Origin of the sequence: Streptomyces sp. WG7 (assembly GCF_049975785.1) — a bacterium.
Classification (GTDB): Bacteria; Actinomycetota; Actinomycetes; order Streptomycetales; family Streptomycetaceae; genus Streptomyces.
In genome coordinates this window covers 1-20137 of the sequence record NZ_JBNGGE010000066.1, presented here as the reverse complement: position 1 = coordinate 20137, position 20137 = coordinate 1, and the positions used below count along the sequence as shown (strand labels likewise).

At 72.8% G+C, this 20137-nt stretch carries 20 protein-coding genes and 1 tRNA gene; 10 read left to right on the top strand and 11 right to left on the bottom strand.

The features are described 5' to 3' along the window. Window positions 1-153: 153 nt before the first annotated feature. The gene (locus ACP4J0_RS35510; protein WP_426603116.1) at window positions 154-825 is read left to right on the top strand and encodes a FadR/GntR family transcriptional regulator; all 672 of its coding nucleotides are present in this window, start codon (window positions 154-156) and stop codon (window positions 823-825) included. 164 nt (window positions 826-989) lie between these two features. Next, window positions 990-2000 carry a filament polymerization regulator ParJ gene (gene parJ, locus ACP4J0_RS35505; RefSeq protein ID WP_426603114.1) on the top strand — a complete coding sequence of 337 codons (1011 nt, stop codon included), beginning with the start codon at window positions 990-992 and terminating at the stop codon, window positions 1998-2000. Between the two features lie 61 nt (window positions 2001-2061). On the opposite strand, the gene mshC is transcribed toward parJ, so the two are convergent. From mshC to ACP4J0_RS35485, 4 genes are all read right to left on the bottom strand, one after another. Beyond that, window positions 2062-3291: a cysteine--1-D-myo-inosityl 2-amino-2-deoxy-alpha-D-glucopyranoside ligase gene (mshC, locus tag ACP4J0_RS35500; protein ID WP_426603112.1), complete on the bottom strand. Its 1230-nt coding sequence runs from the start codon at window positions 3289-3291 to the stop codon at window positions 2062-2064. Between the two features lie 113 nt (window positions 3292-3404). Beyond that, the gene (locus ACP4J0_RS35495; protein ID WP_426603110.1) at window positions 3405-4235 is read right to left on the bottom strand and encodes an SCO1664 family protein; all 831 of its coding nucleotides are present in this window, start codon (window positions 4233-4235) and stop codon (window positions 3405-3407) included. Further along, complete coding sequence (locus ACP4J0_RS35490; RefSeq protein WP_426603108.1) at window positions 4199-4789, bottom strand: DUF3090 domain-containing protein; 591 nt, start codon at window positions 4787-4789, stop codon at window positions 4199-4201. Before ACP4J0_RS35490 ends, ACP4J0_RS35495 begins: the two co-directional genes overlap by 37 nt. Window positions 4790-4877: 88 nt before the next feature. Continuing rightward, a complete protein-coding gene (locus tag ACP4J0_RS35485; protein WP_426603106.1) occupies window positions 4878-5564 on the bottom strand; it encodes a histidine phosphatase family protein in 687 nt (228 codons plus the stop codon). Window positions 5565-5625: 61 nt separating this feature from the next. On the opposite strand from ACP4J0_RS35485, the gene corA reads away from it, so the two are divergent. Then, window positions 5626-6621 (top strand): magnesium/cobalt transporter CorA, encoded by a 996-nt coding sequence (corA, locus tag ACP4J0_RS35480; protein WP_426603104.1) that lies wholly within the window; start codon window positions 5626-5628, stop codon window positions 6619-6621. 15 nt (window positions 6622-6636) lie between these two features. Here the strand turns inward: corA and ACP4J0_RS35475 are convergent, their stop codons facing one another. Together ACP4J0_RS35475 and ACP4J0_RS35470 are read right to left on the bottom strand one after the other, a co-directional pair. Beyond that, on the bottom strand, window positions 6637-7425 hold the full coding sequence (locus ACP4J0_RS35475) for a ferritin-like domain-containing protein (RefSeq protein ID WP_426603102.1): 789 nt from the start codon (window positions 7423-7425) through the stop codon (window positions 6637-6639). A 248-nt stretch (window positions 7426-7673) separates the two neighbouring features. Next, window positions 7674-8729, bottom strand: a complete 1056-nt coding sequence (locus ACP4J0_RS35470; protein ID WP_426603100.1) for an LLM class F420-dependent oxidoreductase — start codon at window positions 8727-8729, stop codon at window positions 7674-7676. 112 nt (window positions 8730-8841) lie between these two features. Between ACP4J0_RS35470 and ACP4J0_RS35465 the strand changes: the two genes are divergently transcribed. Both ACP4J0_RS35465 and ACP4J0_RS35460 read left to right on the top strand, forming a co-directional pair. Next, window positions 8842-9828, top strand: coding sequence for an aldo/keto reductase (locus ACP4J0_RS35465; RefSeq protein ID WP_426603098.1), 987 nt, complete (start codon window positions 8842-8844; stop codon window positions 9826-9828). Next, window positions 9825-12368 carry an ATP-binding domain-containing protein gene (locus ACP4J0_RS35460; RefSeq protein ID WP_426603096.1) on the top strand — a complete coding sequence of 848 codons (2544 nt, stop codon included), beginning with the start codon at window positions 9825-9827 and terminating at the stop codon, window positions 12366-12368. Before ACP4J0_RS35465 ends, ACP4J0_RS35460 begins: the two co-directional genes overlap by 4 nt. A gap of 181 nt (window positions 12369-12549) precedes the next feature. Here ACP4J0_RS35460 and ACP4J0_RS35455 read toward each other — a convergent pair whose 3' ends face one another. Further along, window positions 12550-13332, bottom strand: coding sequence for a hypothetical protein (locus ACP4J0_RS35455; RefSeq protein ID WP_426603094.1), 783 nt, complete (start codon window positions 13330-13332; stop codon window positions 12550-12552). 47 nt (window positions 13333-13379) lie between these two features. Between ACP4J0_RS35455 and ACP4J0_RS35450 the strand changes: the two genes are divergently transcribed. After that, on the top strand, window positions 13380-13568 hold the full coding sequence (locus ACP4J0_RS35450) for a DUF5703 family protein (protein WP_161163089.1): 189 nt from the start codon (window positions 13380-13382) through the stop codon (window positions 13566-13568). A gap of 87 nt (window positions 13569-13655) precedes the next feature. On the opposite strand, the gene ACP4J0_RS35445 is transcribed toward ACP4J0_RS35450, so the two are convergent. From ACP4J0_RS35445 to ACP4J0_RS35435, 3 genes are all read right to left on the bottom strand, one after another. After that, the gene (locus tag ACP4J0_RS35445; protein WP_426603092.1) at window positions 13656-14438 is read right to left on the bottom strand and encodes a chaplin family protein; all 783 of its coding nucleotides are present in this window, start codon (window positions 14436-14438) and stop codon (window positions 13656-13658) included. A gap of 223 nt (window positions 14439-14661) precedes the next feature. Beyond that, window positions 14662-14895, bottom strand: a complete 234-nt coding sequence (chpH, locus tag ACP4J0_RS35440; protein WP_398135266.1) for a chaplin ChpH — start codon at window positions 14893-14895, stop codon at window positions 14662-14664. 168 nt (window positions 14896-15063) lie between these two features. Next, window positions 15064-16389, bottom strand: a complete 1326-nt coding sequence (locus ACP4J0_RS35435; RefSeq protein ID WP_073730969.1) for a M20/M25/M40 family metallo-hydrolase — start codon at window positions 16387-16389, stop codon at window positions 15064-15066. Window positions 16390-16537: 148 nt separating this feature from the next. On the opposite strand from ACP4J0_RS35435, the gene ACP4J0_RS35430 reads away from it, so the two are divergent. Both ACP4J0_RS35430 and ACP4J0_RS35425 read left to right on the top strand, forming a co-directional pair. Next, window positions 16538-16625, top strand: a tRNA-Leu gene (locus ACP4J0_RS35430). Window positions 16626-16701: 76 nt separating this feature from the next. Continuing rightward, window positions 16702-17085 carry a YchJ family protein gene (locus tag ACP4J0_RS35425; protein ID WP_426603089.1) on the top strand — a complete coding sequence of 128 codons (384 nt, stop codon included), beginning with the start codon at window positions 16702-16704 and terminating at the stop codon, window positions 17083-17085. A 27-nt stretch (window positions 17086-17112) separates the two neighbouring features. Here ACP4J0_RS35425 and ACP4J0_RS35420 read toward each other — a convergent pair whose 3' ends face one another. Further along, on the bottom strand, window positions 17113-17814 hold the full coding sequence (locus tag ACP4J0_RS35420) for a FadR/GntR family transcriptional regulator (protein WP_426603087.1): 702 nt from the start codon (window positions 17812-17814) through the stop codon (window positions 17113-17115). 137 nt (window positions 17815-17951) lie between these two features. Here ACP4J0_RS35420 and ACP4J0_RS35415 point away from each other — a divergent pair, with 137 nt between their 5' ends. Both ACP4J0_RS35415 and ACP4J0_RS35410 read left to right on the top strand, forming a co-directional pair. After that, window positions 17952-18479: a gluconokinase gene (locus ACP4J0_RS35415; protein WP_426603085.1), complete on the top strand. Its 528-nt coding sequence runs from the start codon at window positions 17952-17954 to the stop codon at window positions 18477-18479. A gap of 98 nt (window positions 18480-18577) precedes the next feature. Further along, window positions 18578-19975, top strand: a complete 1398-nt coding sequence (locus ACP4J0_RS35410; RefSeq protein ID WP_426603083.1) for a GntP family permease — start codon at window positions 18578-18580, stop codon at window positions 19973-19975. The last annotated feature ends 162 nt before the right edge of the window (window positions 19976-20137 follow it).

The following is a 20137-nucleotide window of genomic DNA, read 5'->3' as shown; positions in this document are numbered from 1 at the left end:
CGGAGGCGGGGCCGGGCACCGGTCCAGCGGGAGGCGGTGGCTCCGTGCCGGGGAGCCACCGCCTCCCGCGCGTGCTTTTCAGGCGGCGCCGCCTCCATAATGGCGTGAGACATCGGATGTCTGAGCACGCTTTGAAGCACAGGGAGGTCGGCCGTGGCGGTCACCGACGAGGCGATCGAGAAGATCAAGGGCATGATCGTCTCCGGCGCGCTGCGGCCCGGCGACCGACTGCCCAAGGAGAGCGAGCTCGCCGCCGGCCTCGGCCTGTCCCGCAACTCGCTGCGGGAGGCCGTACGCGCCCTGTCCCTGATCCGGATCCTGGACGTGCGCCAGGGCGACGGGACCTATGTCACGAGCCTGGATCCGCAGCTCCTGCTGGAGGCCATCGGCTTCGTCGTCGACTTCCACCGAGACGACACGGTGCTGGAGTTCCTCGCCGTGCGCCGCATCCTGGAGCCGGCCGCGACCGCGCTGGCGGCCTCCCGGATCAGTGACCGGGAGCTCGACGCGCTCGGTGCCCGGCTGGACGTCCTCGGCACCGAACCGTCGGTGGAGGAGCTGGTCGCCTGCGACCTGGAGTTCCACCGGGGCATCGTGGGGGCCTCGGGCAACTCGGTGCTCTGCTCCCTCCTCGACGGTCTGTCCGGTCCCACCACCCGGGCCCGCGTCTGGCGCGGCCTCACCCAGGAGGACGCGGTCAGCCGCACCCTGCACGAGCACCGCGCGATCCTCGCCGCGCTGCGCGACCGGGACGCGGAGGCGGCACGCTCCTGGGCGACGGTGCACATCGCGTCCGTGGAGCAGTGGCTGCGCTCCACCCTCTGATCCGGCTCCGGTCCGGCTCCGATCCGGTGGTGGCGGCGGGTGTCCGGCCGCCGGTAACGGGGCAGTGATGCGGTCACTCCCCCGTGCAAGGGGGCTGCGGGCGGCCCCTCGGCACGCCGTAAGGTTGGGGGGGGACGCGAGGGCACGTCGGAAGGAGGCGCTGGGTGATCGAGCTCGAGGGGGTTCCCGAGCTGGTCGACCCGGTCATGGTGGCCGCGTTCGAGGGCTGGAACGACGCCGGCGACGCCGCCTCCACCGCGGTCGCACATCTCGACCGGGAGTGGAAGGGCGAGGTGTTCGCGGCGCTGGACGCCGAGGACTACTACGACTTCCAGGTCAACCGCCCCACGGTGTTCATGGAAGCGGGCGTCCGCAAGATCACGTGGCCGACGACGAGGCTGTCGGTGATCCGGGTCGGCGGCGACAAACCGCGCGACCTCGTGCTCGTCCGCGGCATCGAGCCGTCCATGCGCTGGCGCTCGTTCTGCAACGAACTGCTGGGCTTCGCCCACGAGCTGGGCGTCGAGCTGGTGGTCGTCCTGGGCGCCCTGCTGGGCGACACCCCGCACACCCGCCCGGTCCCGGTCAGCGGCACCACGTCGGACGCCGACCTGGCCCGGCGCATGGACCTGGAGGAGACCAAGTACGAGGGGCCCACGGGCATCGTCGGCATCCTCCAGGAAGCGTGCACGCACGCGGGCGTACCGGCCGTTTCGCTGTGGGCCGCGGTGCCGCACTACGTGTCGCAGCCGCCGAACCCGAAGGCCACCCTGGCCCTGCTGAACCGGCTGGAGGACCTCATCGACGTGCGCATCCCGCTGGGCGAGCTGCCCGAGGACGCGCGCGCCTGGCAGGTGGGTGTGGACCAGCTGGCGGCCGAGGACAGTGAGGTCGCCGAGTACGTCCAGTCGCTGGAGGAGGCCCGGGACACCGCGGAGCTGCCGGAGGCGTCGGGCGAGGCGATCGCCCGCGAGTTCGAGCGGTACCTGCGGCGGCGGGACGGCTCCGGACCGGGTGGACCCGGTGGGCCGGGTGGACCAGGTGGCCACGCCACGGCCGACGGCGGCGAAGGCCAGCCCGGGACGCCGTATCTGCGGGACAACCCCAGCGGCCGTGCGCGTCCGCCGAGGCCGCCGAAGGCGAGTGGGGACGACGAGGAGTCGTCGGAGGACTGACGGACGGCAACAGGGGCGCTTCCCGCCGGGAAGCGCCCCTGTTCTCCGTGTGTGCGCCTGCTTACAGCGCCACCCCGAGCAGAGCGTCGACCGCGCGGGACACCACACCGGGCGCACCGATGTCCGTGCCGCCGCTCTCCTGCTGGAGGGCGGCCCAGCGGTCGACCGCTTCGAGGGCGGCCGGGGAGTCCAGGTCGTTCGCGAGGGCCGTGCGGATCTCCTCGACGAGCGCCTCGGCGGACGGGCCGTCGGGCCGGGAGACCGCGGCGCGCCAGCGGTCGAGCCGGGCGAGGGCGTCCTGGAGCACCTGGTCGGTCCACTCCCAGTCGGAGCGGTAGTGGTGGGCGAGCAGCGTCAGCCGGATCGCGGCCGGGTCGACGCCGTCGCGGCGCAGCTTCGAGACGAAGACCAGGTTGCCCTTGGACTTGGACATCTTCTCGCCGTCGAGACCGACCATGCCGGCGTGCACGTACGCCTTGGCCATGGGGAACTCGCCGGTGAGCGCCTGGGCGTGCGAGGCGCCCATCTCGTGGTGCGGGAAGGCCAGGTCGGAGCCGCCGCCCTGGACGTCGAAGCCCATCCCGAGGTGGTCGAGGGCGATGGCCACGCACTCGATGTGCCAGCCGGGGCGTCCGCGGCCGAGGGAGCCGCCGTCCCAGCTGGGCTCGCCCTCCCGGGCCGCCATCCACAGCATCGGGTCGAGCGGGTTCTTCTTGCCCGGCCGGTCCGGGTCACCGCCCCGCTCGGCGGAGAGCAGCCGCATGGCGGCGGCGTCGAGGTGGGAGACACCGCCGAAGTGGGGGTCGGACTCGACGGAGAAGTAGATGTCACCCTCGAGCTCGTACGCCGCACCCGCGTCCCGCAGCCGCTCGACGAGCGGGACGATGCCGGGTATGGCCTCCACGGCGCCTATGTAGTGCCGCGGCGGCAGCATCCGCAGCGCCGTCATGTCCTCGCGGAAGAGGGCGGTCTCCTTCTCGGCGAGGGCGGTCCAGTCGACGCCGTCCCGCTCGGCCCGCTCCAGCAGCGGGTCGTCGACGTCGGTGACGTTCTGGACGTAGTGGACCTGCCGCTTGGTGTCGAGCCACACGCGTTGCACGAGGTCGAACGCGTTGTAGGTCGCCGCGTGCCCCATGTGGGTGGCGTCGTACGGCGTGATGCCGCAGACATAGATGCGGGCGACGGGACCGGGGTCGAGAGTGACCAGGCCTCCGGTCGCGGTGTCGTGGATCCTCAGGTCGCGACCCTGACCAGGCAGGGCGGGGACCTCGGAAGCGGGCCAGGCATGCATGTCATGAGCCTAACCGGACGGATGTTCCGTACACGAACCGGATCGGTCCGGATGGCCGGTAAGGCGCTCTTGCGAGGCGCCGGCCGTTGTGCCGGCCGGGCCGTGGGCGGTGCCTACACCGGCGGCCAGGGGATGGCCGGCCACTCCCCGCTCGGCTCCGGGTGCTTCCCGGAGGCCAGCAGGGCCTCGACCCGCGCGCGCGTGGCACCGAGTTCGACGGGGGTGATCAGTGCGCCGAGCCGGGTCGCCAGGGTCCCGCCGTCCTCCAGCGCCTCCCTGAGCGTGTCGAGCACGGCCAGGGCCTCCCCGGTGAGCGGATCGCCCGCCCAGCCCCAGAGCAGGGTGCGCAGCTTGTTCTCGGCGTGGAAGGCCACCCCGTGGTCGATGCCGTACAGCCGCTCCTCGTCCGCGGGCAGCAGATGGCCGCCCTTGCGGTCGGCGTTGTTGATCACGGCGTCCAGCACGGCGAGCCGTCGCAGCCGCTCGTCGTCGGCGTGCACGAGCAGCGCGGTGCGGCCTTCCCCGACGTCGGCGAGGGCGATCGCCTTCCAGCCGGGGCCCGGCTCCTCGTCCTCGACCAGGGCGAGCAGCTCCGTGTCCGGCACCGCCTCGATCCACAGCTGGCACATGCCCTCGCCGTACGGCCCGTCGCGCAGCACGGTGGGCGGTACCAGGCCCCAGCCGGTCGCCTCGGAGACCTCGTAGGCGGCGACCTCGCGCCGGGCGAGGTTGCCGTCGGGGAAGTCCCACAGGGGCCGCTCCCCCGCGACCGGCTTGTAGACGCAGGCCGCCTCGCGTCCCTCGTGCGTGACCGTGCAGTACAGCGCCGCGTTGGAGGCGTCCCGGATGCGTCCGCGCACGGTCAGTTCACCCTGGGCGAGCAACTCGGCGGTCGCCGCTTCGGTGGTCACGCTCCGCGGCGGTATCCGTTCTGGCGCGGACATACGTGTCCTTCCGGGTCGAGCGGGAGGCTGCACAGCGGGCACGGCGGCCGCCCGGCGTTGACGACGTCGAGGGCGCGCTTGGCGAAGGCCCTGGCCTGCGCGCCGGTGAGGCGGACCCGCAGCATCGGGGGGCCGTTCTCCTCGTCCTGGAGGAGCCGCTCCTCGGCTTCCGCCAAGTCCTCCTCGGACTCGGCGTCGAGCTCCACGAGGGCCTGCGCCTCGACGATCATGCGCTGTTCCTCGCCGTCCCAGGCCAGCGCCATGGTGCCGACCCTGAACTCCTCCTCGACGGGGGTGTCCAGCGGGGCGGTGTCGGCGGGCTCGGTGGGCGCCATGGCGGGGACGACGGTGCTCCCGCCGCTGCGCCGTACGACCTCGTCGAGGAGTTCGTCCATGCGCTCGGCGAGGGCGGCGACCTGGGTCTTCTCCAGGGCCACGCTGGTCACCCGGGAGCCGGCGATGGCCTGGAGGAAGAACGTACGGCGCCCGGGCAGTCCGACCGTACCGGCCACGAAACGTTCCGGTTGGTCGTAGAGGAACACCTGACGGGACACGTCCTGTCTCCATGGAAGTCGGGGAAAGCGAGAAGGCGGGAAGTCGAGGGGGACTGCTGCGACGGCTTCACCCTACTGCGGCCGACGATCACGGTGCGCCCGCACCACCACCGACGGGGGCCTGGTCGCCCGGGGGCTCCTCGTGCGGGACCAGGGAGGCGAAGTCACCGGTGTCCCCGAGGCGGACGAGGAACGGGCGCAGCCGGGTGTAGCGGATCGCGGTGACGGAACAGGGCTCGACGGAGATCCGCTGGAAGAGGTCGAGGTGGAGGCCGAGTGCGTCGGCGACGAGGGACTTGATGATGTCGCCGTGGGAGCACACGAGGTAGACGGCGTCGGGGCCGTGGTCGCGCTCCACGCGCGCGTTCCACTCGCGCACCGCCTCGGCGGCGCGGGTCTGCATGGCGCGCATGGACTCGCCGCCGGGGAAGGCCGCGGCGGAGGGGTGCGCCTGGACGACCTCCATGAGCGGCTCGTCCTTGAGTTCCGCGAGCTTGCGGCCGGACCAGTCGCCGTAGTGGCACTCCCCGATCCGTTCGTCGGTGTGCGCCCGCAGTTCGGGCCGGGCGTCGAGCAGGGGCCGGATCGTCTCCTGGCAGCGCTGCAGCGGGCTGGTGACGACCTCGGAGAGCGGCAGGCCGGCGAGCCGTCCGGGCAGCGCGGCGGCCTGTGCGGCGCCGCGTTCGTCGAGGGCGACGCCGGGCGTCCAGCCGGCGAGCAGCCCCTCGGTGTTGGCGGTGGAACGTCCGTGCCTGACCAGGATCAGCGTGGGCATGCGGACAGGGTAGGCGTAGGGCACGGTGCTCGGGCGCCGGGGTGAAGGGAGAACACGTTCGGTGATCGTCGACTGTGCCATCTACCGGGACGGGCGCCGCACGGACGGACCCGAGGACCTCTCCGACGCGCTCGGCGAGGCGCGGACGGCGGGCGGCTTCGTCTGGATCGGGCTGCACGAGCCGACCGAGGACGAGTTCGACCTGGTCACGCAGGAGTTCGGGCTGCATCCGCTGGCGGTGGAGGACGCCCTGAAGGCGCACCAGCGGCCCAAGCTGGAGGTCTACGAGGACTCGCTCTTCGCCGTCCTCAAGCCGGTGGTGTACGAGCCGGAAAGCGACGCCGTCTCCACCGACGAGCTCATGATCTTCCTGGGTGACGCGTTCGTGGTCGTGGTCCGGCACGGCGAGGGCGCCCCGCTGCGGGCTGTACGGCAGCGCCTGGAGCACGAGCCCGAGCTGCTCGGCAAGGGCCCCACCGCGGTCCTGTACGCGATCGCGGACGCCGCCGTCGACCACTACCTGGACGTGGCGGTCGAGCTGCAGAACGACCTGGAGGAGCTGGAGGCCGAGGTCTTCTCACCGGACGGCGGCGGCTCCCGGCGCACGGCGTCCCGGATCTACACCTTCAAGCGGCAGGTCCTGGAGTTCCGCCGGGCGACCGGGCCGCTGGCGCCGCCGCTGGCCAGGCTGGCCGGGACCGGGGTGTTCGGCGGCAGGGTGCCGTTCGTGAACGACAGGGCGCGGCCGTTCTTCCGGGACGTGAGCGACCACCTCACGCGGGTGAACGAGTCGGTGGAGGGTCTGGACCGACTCGTCTCGGACATCCTTTCGGCGCATCTGGCACAGACGAGCGTCCGGCAGAACGACGACATGCGGAAGATCTCCGCGTGGGCGGCCATGGCAGCGGTCCCCACGATGGTCGCGGGGATCTACGGCATGAACTTCGAGCACATGCCGGAACTGCGCTGGGTATGGGGTTATCCGGCGGTGATCGCGGTGATGGCCGTGCTGGAGGTGATGCTGTTCCGGCTGTTCAAGCGGCGGGGCTGGCTCTGAGGGAGTGCGGGACGGTCAGGCGACCTCCGGTGCCGCGGTGGCGGGTCCGCCGAGCGCGTCGCGCCGTTCGGGTGTCCGCAGCGTCACCATGCGGCGCCAGCCGGCCAGCCGCTCGTAGGCGTACGCCGCGTGGATGCCCGCCGCGAGCATCGCCGACCTGGCGCGCGACCAGCCGAGGAGGCTCCCCATGCGGGCCATCACGGCGAGGCTGACGTCCCGGTGGACGCGGATCTCGGCGAGCGCGCACTCGCGCAGCGTCCGCTGGATGTACCGGCCGTGCCCGGCGGCGGCGAAGCGGAGCAGTTCCTCGTGGGAGTACGCGAGGTGGTTGTCCTCGTCGGCCGAGATCATCCGGACGGCCCGGCCCAGGTCCGGGTGGTCCGCGAAGTACGTGAGGAGCATCGCCATCTGCTCGGCCGCGCGCTGCTCGGTGACCCTGCTGTGCGCGAGGTAGGTGATGACGTCCCGCACCGTGAGCGGCTCGTCGGCCTTGAGCTTCTCGTGGGCGAGGCCGATGCCGTGCCGTTCCAGGAGCATGGTGTAGTCGGTCTCGGGCGGCACTTCGACGGGTTCGAGGCCGCGCTTCTTCAGCAGGGCGTTGAAGATCCGCCCGTGCTTGTCCTCGTCGGCGCCGTGCCGGGTGATCTTGGGGGCGAGGGCGCGCTCGCTCTCGGGTACCAGCGCCGCGATGCGCGCGTTCTCCCAGCCTCCCTGCGTCTCCCCACTGGCCGCGATGGAGCAGAAGAGACGGAACGACTCGTCGTTGTCGAGGATCTCCTGGAACAGACTCTTGGCCGAAAGCATCGGTGGCACCTCTCTGCCTGTGCAGGGTTTCGCAGGTTCCGCAGACTCCGCAAAGAACGAGTCAAGTGCGGGAGCGGAGAGGCGGCAACAGGTGCGGCGGGCAACTCAGCCAAAAGAAGGACGGCCGGGAACACGAGGAGGCGTAACCACGGGCACGCGGGCGCGTTGTTCCCCGTGACGGCCGTGGCGGGGAAGACCCCCGAGCCCCCACCACGGCCGCAGAACTTTCCCGGGTCGCTCCTGCGTCGCTACGCCAGTCCGGCGCGCTCCAGGGCCTCGGTGCCGGCGCGGAGCGCGGCGATCCGCTCGTCCAGGGTGAAGCCGGCGGGGGCGAGCGTCAGCGTGGTGACGCCGGCGGCGGCGTAGGCCTTCATCCGGTCCGCGATGCGGTCCACGGAGCCGAGCAGGGTGGTCCGGTCGATCAGCTCGTGCGGTACGGCCGCGGCGGCGCCCTCCTTGTCGCCGGACAGGTACTTGTCCTGGATCTCGGCGGCCGCCGCCTCGTAGCCCATGCGCTGGGCGAGCTGGTTGTAGAAGTTCTGCTTGCGGCTGCCCATGCCGCCGACGTAGAGCGCGGTGTAGGGGCGGAAGGTGTCGGCGAGCGCGGCGACGTCCTTGTCGTCGCCGAGGGCGAGCGGCAGGGTCGGGCAGACGTCGAAGCCGTCGAGGGTCTTCCCGGCCTTCTCCCGCCCGGCGCGCAGGTGCCGGACCGCGGTGTCCTCCAGGTGGTCGGCGGACGGGAAGATCAGCAGGGCGCCGTCGGCGATCTCGCCGGTCTGCTCCAGGTTCTTCGGGCCGATCGCGGCGATGTACAGCGGGATGTGCTCGCGCTGCGGGTGCACGGTCAGCTTGATCGGCTTGCCGGGGCCGCCGGGCAGGGGCAGCGTCCAGTGCTGCCCCTCGTACGACAGCCGCTCCCGGGTCATCGCCCTGCGCACGATCTCGACGTACTCGCGGGTGCGGGCGAGCGGCTTGTCGAACTTGACGCCGTACCAGCCCTCGGAGACCTGCGGGCCGGACACGCCGAGGCCGAGGCGGAATCGGCCCTTCGAGAGGGAGTCCAGGGTGGCGGCCGTCATCGCGGTCATCGCGGGCTGGCGGGCCGGGATCTGGAAGATGGCCGAACCCACGTCGATGCGCTCGGTCTGGGCGGCGACCCAGGTGAGCACGGTGGCCGCGTCGGAGCCGTAGGCCTCGGCGGCCCAGCAGACGGCGTAGCCGAGCCGGTCGGCCTCCTGGGCTACGGCCAGGTTGTCCGCGTCCATTCCGGCACCCCAGTAGCCGAGGTTGATCCCGAGCTGCATGGCCGATTCCCCTTACCGATCAGTAACGTGGCTGGTGGCCCGACCTTAGCGCGCGAAATCGGTTGTCCACAGGCCCCCACGGCGCAAGCCGTGGCCAGTAATGTCGGCGTTCATGGAGCAGAGGCATCTCGGCCGCACCGGCCTGCGCGTGTCCCGCATCGGTCTCGGCACCCTGACCTGGGGCCGGGACACGGACGAGCACGACGCCGCGGACCTCTTGAAGACCTTCTGGGAAGCGGGCGGCACCCTCGTCGACACGGCGGACGTGTACGGCGACGGGGAGGCCGAGTACCTGCTCGGACGGCTCATGGAAGGGCTGGTGCCGCGCCGGGACCTGGTGATCTCGACCAAGGCGGGCAGCGTGCCGGATCCCGACCGCCGCTTCGACGGTTCACGGGCCCACCTGCTCTCCGCGCTGGACGCCTCGCTGGCCCGCCTCGGCACGGACCACGTCGACGTGTGGCACCTGCACGCCTACGACCCGCACACGCCGCTGGAGGAGACGCTGCACGCCCTGGACGTCGCGGTGAGCAGCGGCCGTGCCCGGTACGCGGGGGCCTCCAACTTCTGCGGCTGGCAGCTGGCCAAGGCGGCGACCTGGCAGCTGGCGGCGCCGGCCGTACGGAACCGGCTGGCGAGCACGCAGATGGAGTACTCCCTGCTCCAGCGCGGCATCGAACGCGAGGTGCTGCCGGCCGCCCTGGACCTGGGCATCGGCCTGCTGCCCTCCTCGCCGCTGGGCCGGGGGGTCCTCACCGGCAAGTACCGCGGGGACGCGACACCGTCCGACTCGCGCGGCGCCTCGGAGCATCTGGCCCCGTTCGTCGCGCCCTACCTCGACGACACCGCCGGCCACATCGTGGACGCGGTGGCGACGGCGGCGGACGGGCTCGCGGTGACCCCGCTCCAGGTGGCGCTGGCCTGGGTCCGCGACCGGCCCGGCGTGGTCGCCCCGATCGTCGGCGCGCGCAACGCTCGGCAGCTCACGGCGGCGTTGTCAGTGGAGACCCTTAGTCTTCCTGACGAGATCTGCCGGGCTCTCGACGACGTGTCGGCGCCCGTGCACCGCTATCCCGATCACGACTGGAGCACGCTGTGAGCACGGAGCCCGAGCCCGCCTCTGAGGACGTCGCGGACACCGCGGACACCGCGGACACCGCGGACGCCGCGGACGCCGGGCCGGAGACCGCGGGCACCGCGAACGGGGCCGACGTCGAGGCACCGGCCGGCACCGGAGCCTCCGACACCGGGGCCGCCGGGCAGGAGCAGGCGCCCGGCGACGCCGACGAGGCGGCCGCCGGGGAGGCCGCGGGCGGCGGCCGGGCCACCGGGGCAGCCCCGGAGCCCGGGCCCGCACCCGACGGCGCCGGGAACGAGGCGCCGACCAGGCAGCCGGACGATGACGGCGCGGATGACGACGGCGCGGCGGGGCAGCCGGACGGCGACAGCGCGGACGACGACGCGGCGGGCCAGCCGGACGGCGACAGCACGACGGGCCAGCCGGACGGTGACGGCGCGGCGGGGCAGGTGTCCGAGGCCGAGGCCGAGCTGGCCGCTCAGCGGCTCGTGCGGGAGCGGATCGAGCGGCGGAAGGCCGAGAAGCAGGCGCCGATCGACGCCGGGGCCAAGCTCAGCGGGACGGCGGCCGATCTCCTCGCCGCCGTGCGGGCCGTGGAGAGCGGCGAGAAGCCCGCGGCCACGGTCTTCGGCGCCCCGGAGCCCGCGCCGCGCCGCGCCGCGCCGGAGCCGGTGCGCCGGCCCCGGCCGGTGCCGGCGGAGCCGGCCTCCGGGCCCGCGGGACCCCCGCCGGAGGTCGTCCAGGCCGTACGGCGCGTACTGGCCGAGGGCGGCGCCCCCGAGGCGCTCGCACCGCAGACCGCCGCGCTCCTCGGCGAGGAGGCGGCGGACGCACTGCGCGCGGACCCCTGGCAGTTGCTCCGGGTCGGCGGAGTACGGCCGGAACAGGCCGACGGGTTCGCCCGGGCACTGCTCGGCGCGGCGTGCGGCCCGGACGACGAGCGCCGCGGCCGTGCGATCACGGTGTGGCTGCTGGAGCAGGCGGCCCTGGCCGGGCACACGGCCCTGGAGCTGCCCCGGCTCACGGCCACGCTGGCCCAGCGGGGCGTGCCGGACCCCGACGCCGCCGTGCAGAGCACGCTCGCGGAGGGAGAGGCGCTGGCCTTCCAGGACGCCCTGGAGGAGACCGGCGCCCGCCCGGGCACCGCGACGAACCCGACGAACCCGACGGAAGCGACCGGCGGGGCGGAGGAGGCGGGGGCGGACGAAGGCGAGGAACGCCCGGTGCGGGTCCTGGTCGGTCTGGAGCGGTACGCGCTCGCCGAGGAGAGCCTCGCCGACGGTCTGGCCCGGCTGGTCAACTCGGTGCCGAAGGAGCACGGCCGGGCGGCGGACTGGGAGCAGGCCGCCGCCTCGGCGCAGGGTTCCACCGCCGACCTGATCCGCGCCGTCGCGGACCACGGCCTGGTCCTGCACACCGGCGGGGAGGCCTCCCTGGCCGAACCCGCGGCCCTGCTGCACGCCGCGCACGCCCTGGGCCTGCGCGCCTGGGCGGCCGCGCACGGACCGCTCGGCCGCGACCGCTTCGCCGCACTGCTGGGCGACCCGCCGTCCGCGCCACGGCCCCCGGACTCCACCGTCCCGGGCGGGGCCGTACCGGCCGGTCCGGCCGCCGTCACCGTGGCCGGGCTGCTGACCGGGGCCGAGGGGCCGGGCCGGGACGCGGACGGTGCGCTGGACCTCGACCTGCTCGTCGTGCTCGACGCGCCGCAGCTGGACGTCGAGGCGGGCGCCCTGCTCGCGGAGTCGCTGCCGGACGGGGCCCGGCTGGTGCTCGCCGGGGATCCGGCGGTGCTGTGGTCCGTGGGCCCCGGGCGGATCTTCGCGGACCTGCTGGCGGCACGGGTCTGCCCCCAGATCGCCTCGCGGCGGCCGGACCCCGGCCCGCTCGGCGAACTGGTCTCCGGTATCGGCATCGGCGAGCTGGGCCAGGTGGAGGCACCCGGCAAGGAGGTCGTGATCGTGCCGGTGCGGGACGCCGGCGAGGCCGTGCACCGCACCGTCCAGCTCGTCGCGGACTCGGTGCCGCGCGCGATCGGCGTCCCCACCGAGGAGACCCAGGTCATCACCCCGGGCCACGGCGGCGCGGCGGGCACGCGGGCGCTCAACGCGGCGCTGAAGGAGCGGCTGAACCCCGGCCCCGGCCGCTTCGGCGGTTTCGACCCGGGCGACCGTGTCGCCTACTCCCCCGCACCGGGCCGGGTGGTGCCGGGCCGGGTGGTGAAGGCCGACGCCGACGGACTGCACCTGTCGTGCGCGGGCGAGGCCATCGTCGTGCCGAAGGAGCGGGTGGAGCGGTCCGTACGGCACGGATGGGCACTGACCGCGCACCAGGCGGTGGGCGGCCGGTGGCCCGCGGTGGTCGTGGTTCTGCCCGGCGATGCCGCGCAGGCGCTCAGCCGGCCCTGGGTCTACACGGCGTTCAGCCGGGCCGCCCGCCATCTGTCCGTGGTGCACGGCGTGGAGCAGACACTGCCCCGGGCCGTGGCCGAGGTGCCGGCGAAGCCGCGCACGACCCGGCTGCCGGTGCTGCTCCGGCCGCAGGTCCCCTCGGAGGGCTGACCCCGGGCGCGCGCCCGGCCACGTCCATCGGCCACGTCGCCGAAAGACATCGCCGGACGGCCGCACCCTGCCGTCCCGGGCAGACGCGACGCCGGCGGCCACAGGGTCGCCCCCGTGGCCGCCGGCGTCATGCCGTCAGGCCGGCCGGATCCGCCGTCCGGTCCGTCCCGGCTCCCGGTGCTCAGCGATCCGCCTCCACCCGCACCGGTTCACCGTCGTCGTCCTCGTCGTCGTCCTCGTCCGTGTCCAGGTCGCCGTCCGCGTCCTCGTCCAGGTCCGTGTCGAGGTCCTCCGCCGACTCCTCCACCTCGGCGTCGCCGGCCTCATCGTCGTCCTCCTCGTCGTCGAGGCCGTCGTCGAATTCGTCGTCGAACACCGCGCTGACGTCGAAGCGGCAGACCACCCGTTGCGGATCGACCTGCTCGAACGGGGCCTCCAGCCACTCGCCGGGATCGGGGGCCTCGTCCGCGGCCGTCACCCAGAGCGTGGAGTCCCCCTCCTCCAGACCGAACTCCTTGTGCCGGGAGGCGATCTCGTCCGCCTCGAACTCGCCGAACAGGAGGCCGAGCGCCCCGTGGACCGTGCCGGAGGCCTCCACGCCCGCCCCCTCGTCGTCCGCCGCCTCGATCCGCCGGGCCTGGGCCATGAGCCGCTGCGGCTCGGCCACGGCGTAGTCACGGCGGATGAGCACGCTCAGCGCGTTGGGCTCCTCGGGGCCCGTGTACGGCGGCAGCGAGTCGTCCGCGCCGGGGATCTCGAAGGGGGTGACCTCGTCGTAGCGGTCGTAGAGCAGTTCGTCGTACGCCTCCGCGGCCGCGGCCAGCTGGTTGAACGCGTCGTAGACGGCCGGGTCGTCCTCCCCCGACCGGCGTTCGACCGCGGCCAGGTGGCGGTCGAGCGCGGTCTTGACCGCCTCGGCGGCGGCGCGTACCTCGGCAGCGGTGGGCTGCGCAGCATCAGACATAGTGCAGACGCTATCCGTACCGGGCCCCAGCCCGCACAATAGATGCGATGCCGGAATACGAATTTGTCGACGTGTACGTGCCGCGCGGGGTTTCCCGCAAGGAGACGACACGTCTGCTGACCGACCACGCCGAGTACGGACACTGGGAGTTGTACCGCCTGAGCCTGCTGCGCGACGGCAGCCGCAAGGTGCGGCTGCGGCGGCGGATCATCCGCCAGGTACGCGCCACCTGGTGAGCCGGTGACCGCGCCCGGCCGCGCGCGGGCGACGGAGACGGAGCGGGCCCCGCCGGTGCGGGGCCCGCTGTGCGTGCCGGGTCCGCGTCACGCCGAGGCGCGCGCCTTGCGGTAGAGCACCGTGCCCGCGAGCAGCGCGCCCGCGCCCACCGGCAGGGCGAGGCCGAGCGGCAGGCCACTGCCGGTCTCGGCGAGCTGCGCGTCTCCCCGGGGCTGGTCGACGGTCTGGGTGTCCGGCCCGCTGACGTCCGAGGAGTCGCCCGGTGCCTCGTCGCCCGAGTCGGGCGGGCTGTCCGGGGTTCCGGGCTCACCCGGGGCCTCGGGGTCCCCGGGGCTGCCCGGCTCCCCGGGATCGCCCGGCTCCCCGGGAGGAGTCTCGTGGTCGCCGTCGGGCGGAGTGGTGTGATTCCCGCCACCCCCGTTGCCGCAGTCGTTGCCGGTGGCCGGGTTGAGGGCGCCGACGACGTCGACGCTGTTGCCGCACACGTTCACCGGCACGTGGATCGGTGCCTCGACGTGGTTGCCGGAGGCGACGCCGGGTGAGTCGGTGGCGTGCCCGTCGGCGTGCGAGCCCCCGTCCGAGCCGGGCCGGCCGCCGGAGTCGCCGTACCCGTCGGACGTACCGCCGCCCTGGTTGGCGCACGAGTTGCCCATCGCCGGGTTGAGGACGCCGATGACGTCGACCGTGTTGCCGCAGACGTTCACCGGCACATGCACCGGCGCCTGCACCGTGTTGCCGGACAGTACGCCGGGCGAACCCGAACTCGAGCCGTACGCCCCCGAGTCCGCGTGGGCGGTGCCGCCCGCGGCGGCGAACACGCCGGTGGCCGCCGCCATCGTCATCAGGCCCTTGCGGGTGCCATGTCGCATTTTCTGAATCCCTGCCTTGCCCTGGTCCCGTGGTACCGAGAAGTGCCGTGGCACCGAGAAGTCGCGTAGTAGCGAGAAGTCGCGTAGTAGCGAGAGTGCCGAATATTCCGACGCCGCCGTCGGCCTCCAGCCCCGGAGGTCTTCCAAAGGCCGACGGCCCCGGAGCGCATGGCGTGCGCTCCGGGGCCGCCGGACTCAGACCCTCATGAGGCGAGGCGCAACGTCACTTGTTGATGCAGACGTTGCCGAAGGCGGGGTTCAGCAGACCGATCACGGAGACCGTGTTGCCGCAGACGTTCACCGGAACGTGGATGGGCGCCTGAACGACGTTGCCGGAGAGGACACCGGGCGAGTGCACGGCGGCACCCTGGGCACCGGAGTCAGCGGCGGCCATGCCCGCGCCCGCGAGAACCAGACCACCGGTGGCAGCCGCGACGGCGACGACCTTCTTGAGCATTATTCCTCCTAGTTGGCAAGCGCGATCCCAGCTTGCTGATCGCATCACCTGTAACGAGGAGGAACTAATGAGGCTACGAGCTTATGAATGCATTCACTCGTCCCGGTCGCCCCCCGCACGCGCGGCCGAATTACCGTCGCGTGCGGAAGTCACGTCTGAGCGGGTGCGTCAGGACGCGTCGATGAAGCGGTCGAGCACCCGCACGCCGAACTGCAGTCCCTCCACCGGCACCCGCTCGTCCACCCCGTGGAACATGCCCGCGAAGTCCAGCTCCGGCGGCAGCTTGAGCGGCGCGAAGCCGAAGCAGCGGATGCCGAGGTCGTCGAAGGACTTGGCGTCGGTGCCGCCGGAGAGCATGTAGGGCACCGCCCGCGCGATCGGGTCCTCGGCGCGCAGGGCCGTCTGCATGGCGTCGACGAGCCGGCCGTCGAAGTCGGTCTCCAGCGCCTTGTCGGCGTGCACGTCCTCGCGCCGCACGCGCGGGCCGAGGATGCGGTCGAGGTCGGCGAGGAACTCCTCCTCGTAGCCGGGCAGGAAGCGCCCGTCGACGTGCGCGGTGGCCTGGCCGGGGATGACGTTGACCTTGTAGCCGGCGCCGAGCTGGGTGGGCGCCGCCGAGTTGCGCAGGGTCGTCCCGATCATCCGGGCGATGCCGCCCAGCTTGGCGAGGGTCTCCTCCATGTTCTCGGGGTCGAGTTCGGTGCCGAGCGCGTCGGACAGTTCGTCCAGGAAGGCCCGTACGGTCTTGGTGACCCTGACCGGCCACTTGTGCCGGCCGAGCCTCGCCACCGCCTCGCACAGTTCGGTGATCGCGTTGTCGTCGTTGGTCATCGAGCCGTGCCCGGCCGTGCCGTCGACGGTGAGCCGCATCCAGTGCATGCCCTTCTCGGCGGTCTCGACGAGGTAGAGCCGCAGCTTCTCGTTGACCGTGAAGGAGAACCCGCCGACCTCGCCGATCGCCTCGCTGACGCCCTCGAACAGTTCCGGGTGCTCGCGCACCAGGTGCTTGGCGCCGTACGTGCCGCCGGCCTCCTCGTCCGCGAGGAACGCGAGCACGATGTCGCGCGGGGGCTTGCGGCCGGTGCGCAGCCGGTCGCGCACGACCGCGAGGGTCATCGCGTCCATGTCCTTCATGTCGACCGCGCCGCGCCCCCACACGCATCCGTCCGCGATCTCGCCGGAGAAGGGGTGGTGGGTCCAGTCGTCCGCGTTGGCCGGGACGACGTCGGTGTGGCCGTGGATGAGCAGCGCGGGCCGGGACGGGTCCTCGCCCTCGATCCGGGCCACCGTGGAGGCGCGTCCGGGGTGGGACTCGAAGATCTGCGGTTCGAGTCCCACCTCGGCGAGCTTCTCGGCGACGTACTCGGCCGCCTTGCGCTCGCCGGGGCCCGAGTGGTCGCCGTAGTTGCTGGTGTCGATCCGGATCAGCTCGCGGCAGAGGTCGACGACCTCGTCCTCGCCGGTGACGCTCCTGGCCGTGCCCGAGTCGCTCACGTGCTTCCTCCCGCTGTCGCTGCTGGTGGGTCCCTCTCATCCTCCCCCTCCGGCCGTCCCCGCCCAAGGCGGGGGTGATCGGCCACCCCGGAAAGCCTGGTAATGTTTACGTCGTCGCCGCGGGGAAAACCCGCACGACAGACACCTTGTCCGGGTGGCGGAATGGCAGACGCGCTAGCTTGAGGTGCTAGTGCCCTTTATCGGGCGTGGGGGTTCAAGTCCCCCCTCGGACACCAGTGAGATCACCGAAGGCTCCTTGATCATCAAGGGGCCTTCGGTGTTTCCGTCGAGGCTCGGCGCCGACCGGGCAGAATGGCCGCCATGCCAACTCGTTCCTGCCCGTGCGGGCTGCCCGACCCGTACGAGAAGTGCTGCGGCCTTTTCCACGCGGGGGAAGCCTCCGCACCCACCGCCGAGGCCCTCATGCGCTCGCGTTACAGCGCCTTCGGGCGTCTGGACGCGGGCTATCTGCTGCGGACGTGGCATCCGAGGACGCGCCCCGAGCGCCTCGATCTCGACCCCGGGATGCGGTGGACCGGTCTGGAGGTCCTGGACACGACCGGCGGGTCCGCCTTCCACTCCACCGGGACCGTGACGTTCCGGGCGTCCTACCGCGGCGGTTCGCTGCACGAGCGGAGCCGGTTCGAGCGGGTCGGCGGGGCGTGGGTGTATGTCGACGGGGAGTTCCTCGCGTAGAGCCCCGCCCAGGCCCCCGTCCGCGCGCTACGGCGCCAGGATGTCCAGTTCCTGCAGCGCCCCCACCGTGATCTCCCGGGTCAGCCGCTCGGCGCGCTCGGCGTCCCGCGCGCGGACCGCCTCGGCGACCTGGACGTGCAGGGTGACGGCGGCCGGGTCGGGGTCCTCGAACATCACGTCGTGATGGGTGCGGCCGGCCAGGACCTCGGCGACGACGCCGCCGAGGCGGGCGAACATCTCGTTGCCGGAGGCGGTCAGGATGACGCGGTGGAAGGCCACGTCGTGGAAGAGGTACTGCTCCAGTCGGTGGCCGCTGGAGTTGGCGACCATGCCGAGCGCGCACTCGGTCAGTTCGGCGCACTGCTCCGGCGTGGCGAGCCGCGCCGCCAGCCCCGCCGCCACCGGTTCGACGGCCGACCGCAGCACGGTCAGGGAGCGCAGTTGCCGCGGGCGTTCGGCGCCGGCCAGGCGCCAGCGGATGACCTGCGGGTCGTAGACGTTCCACTCGCACTCGGGCAGGACGGTCACGCCCACCCGGCGGCGTGACTCGACCAGGTGCATGGACTCCAGCACCCGGACCGCCTCCCGCATCACGGAGCGCGACACCTCGAAACGCTGTGCCAGCTCGTCCGTGCGCAGAACGCTGCCCGCAGGGTACTCGCCCGCCGTGATCGCGGGGCCGAGGGTGTCCAGTACGCGGCCGTGCAGCCCTCGACCCGGTGTGCTCATGCACTCAGCGTACGGGGCGGGTTACGGGAACAAAAAGTCAGACTTATACGTCACAGGCTCTTGAATTTGTCGTACCTAATGGGTTTCAGTTACGTCGACATCACGTGTCGACGAAGACAGCAGACAGCGAGAGTGCGATGCAGCAACTGCATACCCCCCACGTCGTCGTGGTCATGGGCGTAGCGGGCACCGGGAAGACCACCATCGGCCCCCTGCTCGCGGCCCGGCTCGGCGTTCCCTACGCCGAGGGCGACGACTTCCACCCGCCGGCCAACATCGCCAAGATGACGGCCGGCACCCCGCTCACCGACGAGGACCGCTGGCCCTGGCTGGACGCCATCGGCAGCTGGGCGCACGGGCGGGCGGGGCTCGGCGGGGTGGTGAGCAGTTCGGCGCTGAAGCGGTCGTACCGCGACCGGCTGCGGGCCGCCGCTCCCGGTGTCGTCTTCGTGCACCTCTCGGGCAGCCGCGAGCTGATCGAGGACCGGATGTCGCACCGGCAGGGGCACTTCATGCCGACGGCCCTGCTCGACTCCCAGTTCGCCACGCTCCAGCCGCTGGAGCCGGACGAGGCGGGAGTCGCGGTGGACGTCGCCGGCACGCCGGAGGAGATCACCGAACGGGCCGCGAACGCCCTGAAGGACCTCCCCGGGCCGATCGGGTAGCCCCCCGCCGCACCCCCACACCCTCCCCGGGGTCGTGCCGCCACCCGCGGACACGGCCCCGCCCTCCCCCGACCCCCCATCACCGCAAGGGAACCACCGTGACCAGACTCAGCGTCGAGATGCTGGCAGCGGACACCGCCGAGCCCATCACCTCGGCCGGCCATGCCCAGCTGGGCATCGCCGTGCTCCTGGGCATCGCCGTCATCGTCCTGCTCATCACCAAGTTCAAGCTGCATGCCTTCCTGTCGCTGACCATCGGGTCACTGGCTCTCGGCGCGTTCGCCGGAGCGCCGCTGGACAAGGTCATCACCAGCTTCACCAGCGGACTCGGCTCCACCGTCGCGGGCGTCGGCGTCCTGATCGCCCTCGGTGCGATCCTCGGCAAGATGCTCGCCGACTCCGGCGGCGCCGACCAGATCGTGGACACCATCCTCGCCAAGGCGAGCCCGCGTTCGATGCCGTGGACGATGGTGCTGATCGCCTCCGTCATCGGACTGCCGCTGTTCTTCGAGGTCGGCATCGTCCTGCTGATCCCGGTCGTCCTGATGGTCGCCAAGCGCGGCAACTACTCCCTGATGCGCATCGGCATCCCGGCGCTGGCCGGCCTGTCCGTGATGCACGGTCTGGTCCCGCCGCACCCCGGCCCGCTGGTCGCGATCGACGCGGTGGGCGCGAACCTCGGTGTGACGCTCGCGCTGGGTGTCCTGATCGCCATCCCGACGGTGATCATCGCCGGTCCGCTGTTCTCGAAGTACGCGGCCCGCTGGGTGGACGTGCCCGCCCCCGACCGCATGATCCCGCAGCGCGCCTCCGAGGAGCTGGAGAAGCGCCCCGGCTTCGGCGCGACCCTGGCCACGATCCTGCTGCCGGTCGTGCTGATGCTGGCCAAGGCGCTCGTCGACATCATCGTCGACGACCCGGAGAACGTGGTGCAGCGCACCTTCGACGTGGTCGGCAACCCGCTGATCGCCCTGCTCGCCTCCGTGATCGTCGGCATCTTCACGCTGCTGCGTCCGGCCGGGTTCGGCAAGGACCGCCTGTCGGGCCTGGTCGAGAAGGGCCTCGCGCCCATCGCGGGCATCCTCCTGATCGTCGGCGCGGGCGGCGGCTTCAAGCAGACGCTGATCGACTCCGGCGTGGGCCAGATGATCCTGGAGATCTCCGAGGACTGGTCGATCCCGGCGCTGCTGCTGGCCTGGCTGATCGCGGTGGCGATCCGGCTGGCGACCGGTTCGGCGACCGTGGCGACCGTCTCGGCGGCCGGTCTGGTCGCGCCGCTGGCGGCCGACATGTCGACGACCCACGCGGCCCTGCTGGTCCTGGCGATCGGCGCCGGCTCGCTGTTCTTCAGCCACGTCAACGACGCCGGCTTCTGGCTGGTGAAGGAGTACTTCGGCCTGGACGTCGGCCAGACCATCAAGACCTGGTCCGTCATGGAGACGATCATCTCGGTGGTCGCGGGCGCTCTGGTCCTGCTCCTCTCGCTGGTCATATAGACGCACGCCGCAGCGTGCCGCCCACGGGGAGGGCGGCCGGGGGCGGGGGCGGGGGGGGGGGGGCCCCCCGCGGCCCCCCCCCCCCCCCCCACGCCCCCCCCCCGGGGCGGGGGGCGCGGCCCCGGGGGGGGCCCCCCCCGCGGGCGCCACCGGGGGGCGCGC

Bases quoted from the DNA above. Each gene is read 5' to 3' on its own strand.
- ACP4J0_RS35450 (WP_161163089.1), top strand. From the start codon at position 13,380: ATGCCGGAATACGAATTTGTCGACGTGTACGTGCCGCGCGGGGTTTCC.
- ACP4J0_RS35465 (WP_426603098.1), top strand. From the start codon at position 8,842: ATGGAGCAGAGGCATCTCGGCCGCACCGGCCTGCGCGTGTCCCGCATC.
- ACP4J0_RS35470 (WP_426603100.1), bottom strand. From the start codon at position 8,729: ATGCAGCTCGGGATCAACCTCGGCTACTGGGGTGCCGGAATGGACGCG.
- mshC (WP_426603112.1), bottom strand. From the start codon at position 3,291: ATGCATGCCTGGCCCGCTTCCGAGGTCCCCGCCCTGCCTGGTCAGGGT.
- ACP4J0_RS35485 (WP_426603106.1), bottom strand. From the start codon at position 5,564: ATGCCCACGCTGATCCTGGTCAGGCACGGACGTTCCACCGCCAACACC.
- ACP4J0_RS35415 (WP_426603085.1), top strand. From the start codon at position 17,952: ATGCAGCAACTGCATACCCCCCACGTCGTCGTGGTCATGGGCGTAGCG.
- ACP4J0_RS35455 (WP_426603094.1), bottom strand. From the start codon at position 13,332: ATGTCTGATGCTGCGCAGCCCACCGCTGCCGAGGTACGCGCCGCCGCC.
- chpH (WP_398135266.1), bottom strand. From the start codon at position 14,895: ATGCTCAAGAAGGTCGTCGCCGTCGCGGCTGCCACCGGTGGTCTGGTT.
- ACP4J0_RS35425 (WP_426603089.1), top strand. From the start codon at position 16,702: ATGGCCGCCATGCCAACTCGTTCCTGCCCGTGCGGGCTGCCCGACCCG.
- ACP4J0_RS35495 (WP_426603110.1), bottom strand. From the start codon at position 4,235: ATGTCCGCGCCAGAACGGATACCGCCGCGGAGCGTGACCACCGAAGCG.
- ACP4J0_RS35445 (WP_426603092.1), bottom strand. From the start codon at position 14,438: ATGCGACATGGCACCCGCAAGGGCCTGATGACGATGGCGGCGGCCACC.
- ACP4J0_RS35420 (WP_426603087.1), bottom strand. From the start codon at position 17,814: ATGAGCACACCGGGTCGAGGGCTGCACGGCCGCGTACTGGACACCCTC.
- ACP4J0_RS35475 (WP_426603102.1), bottom strand. From the start codon at position 7,425: ATGCTTTCGGCCAAGAGTCTGTTCCAGGAGATCCTCGACAACGACGAG.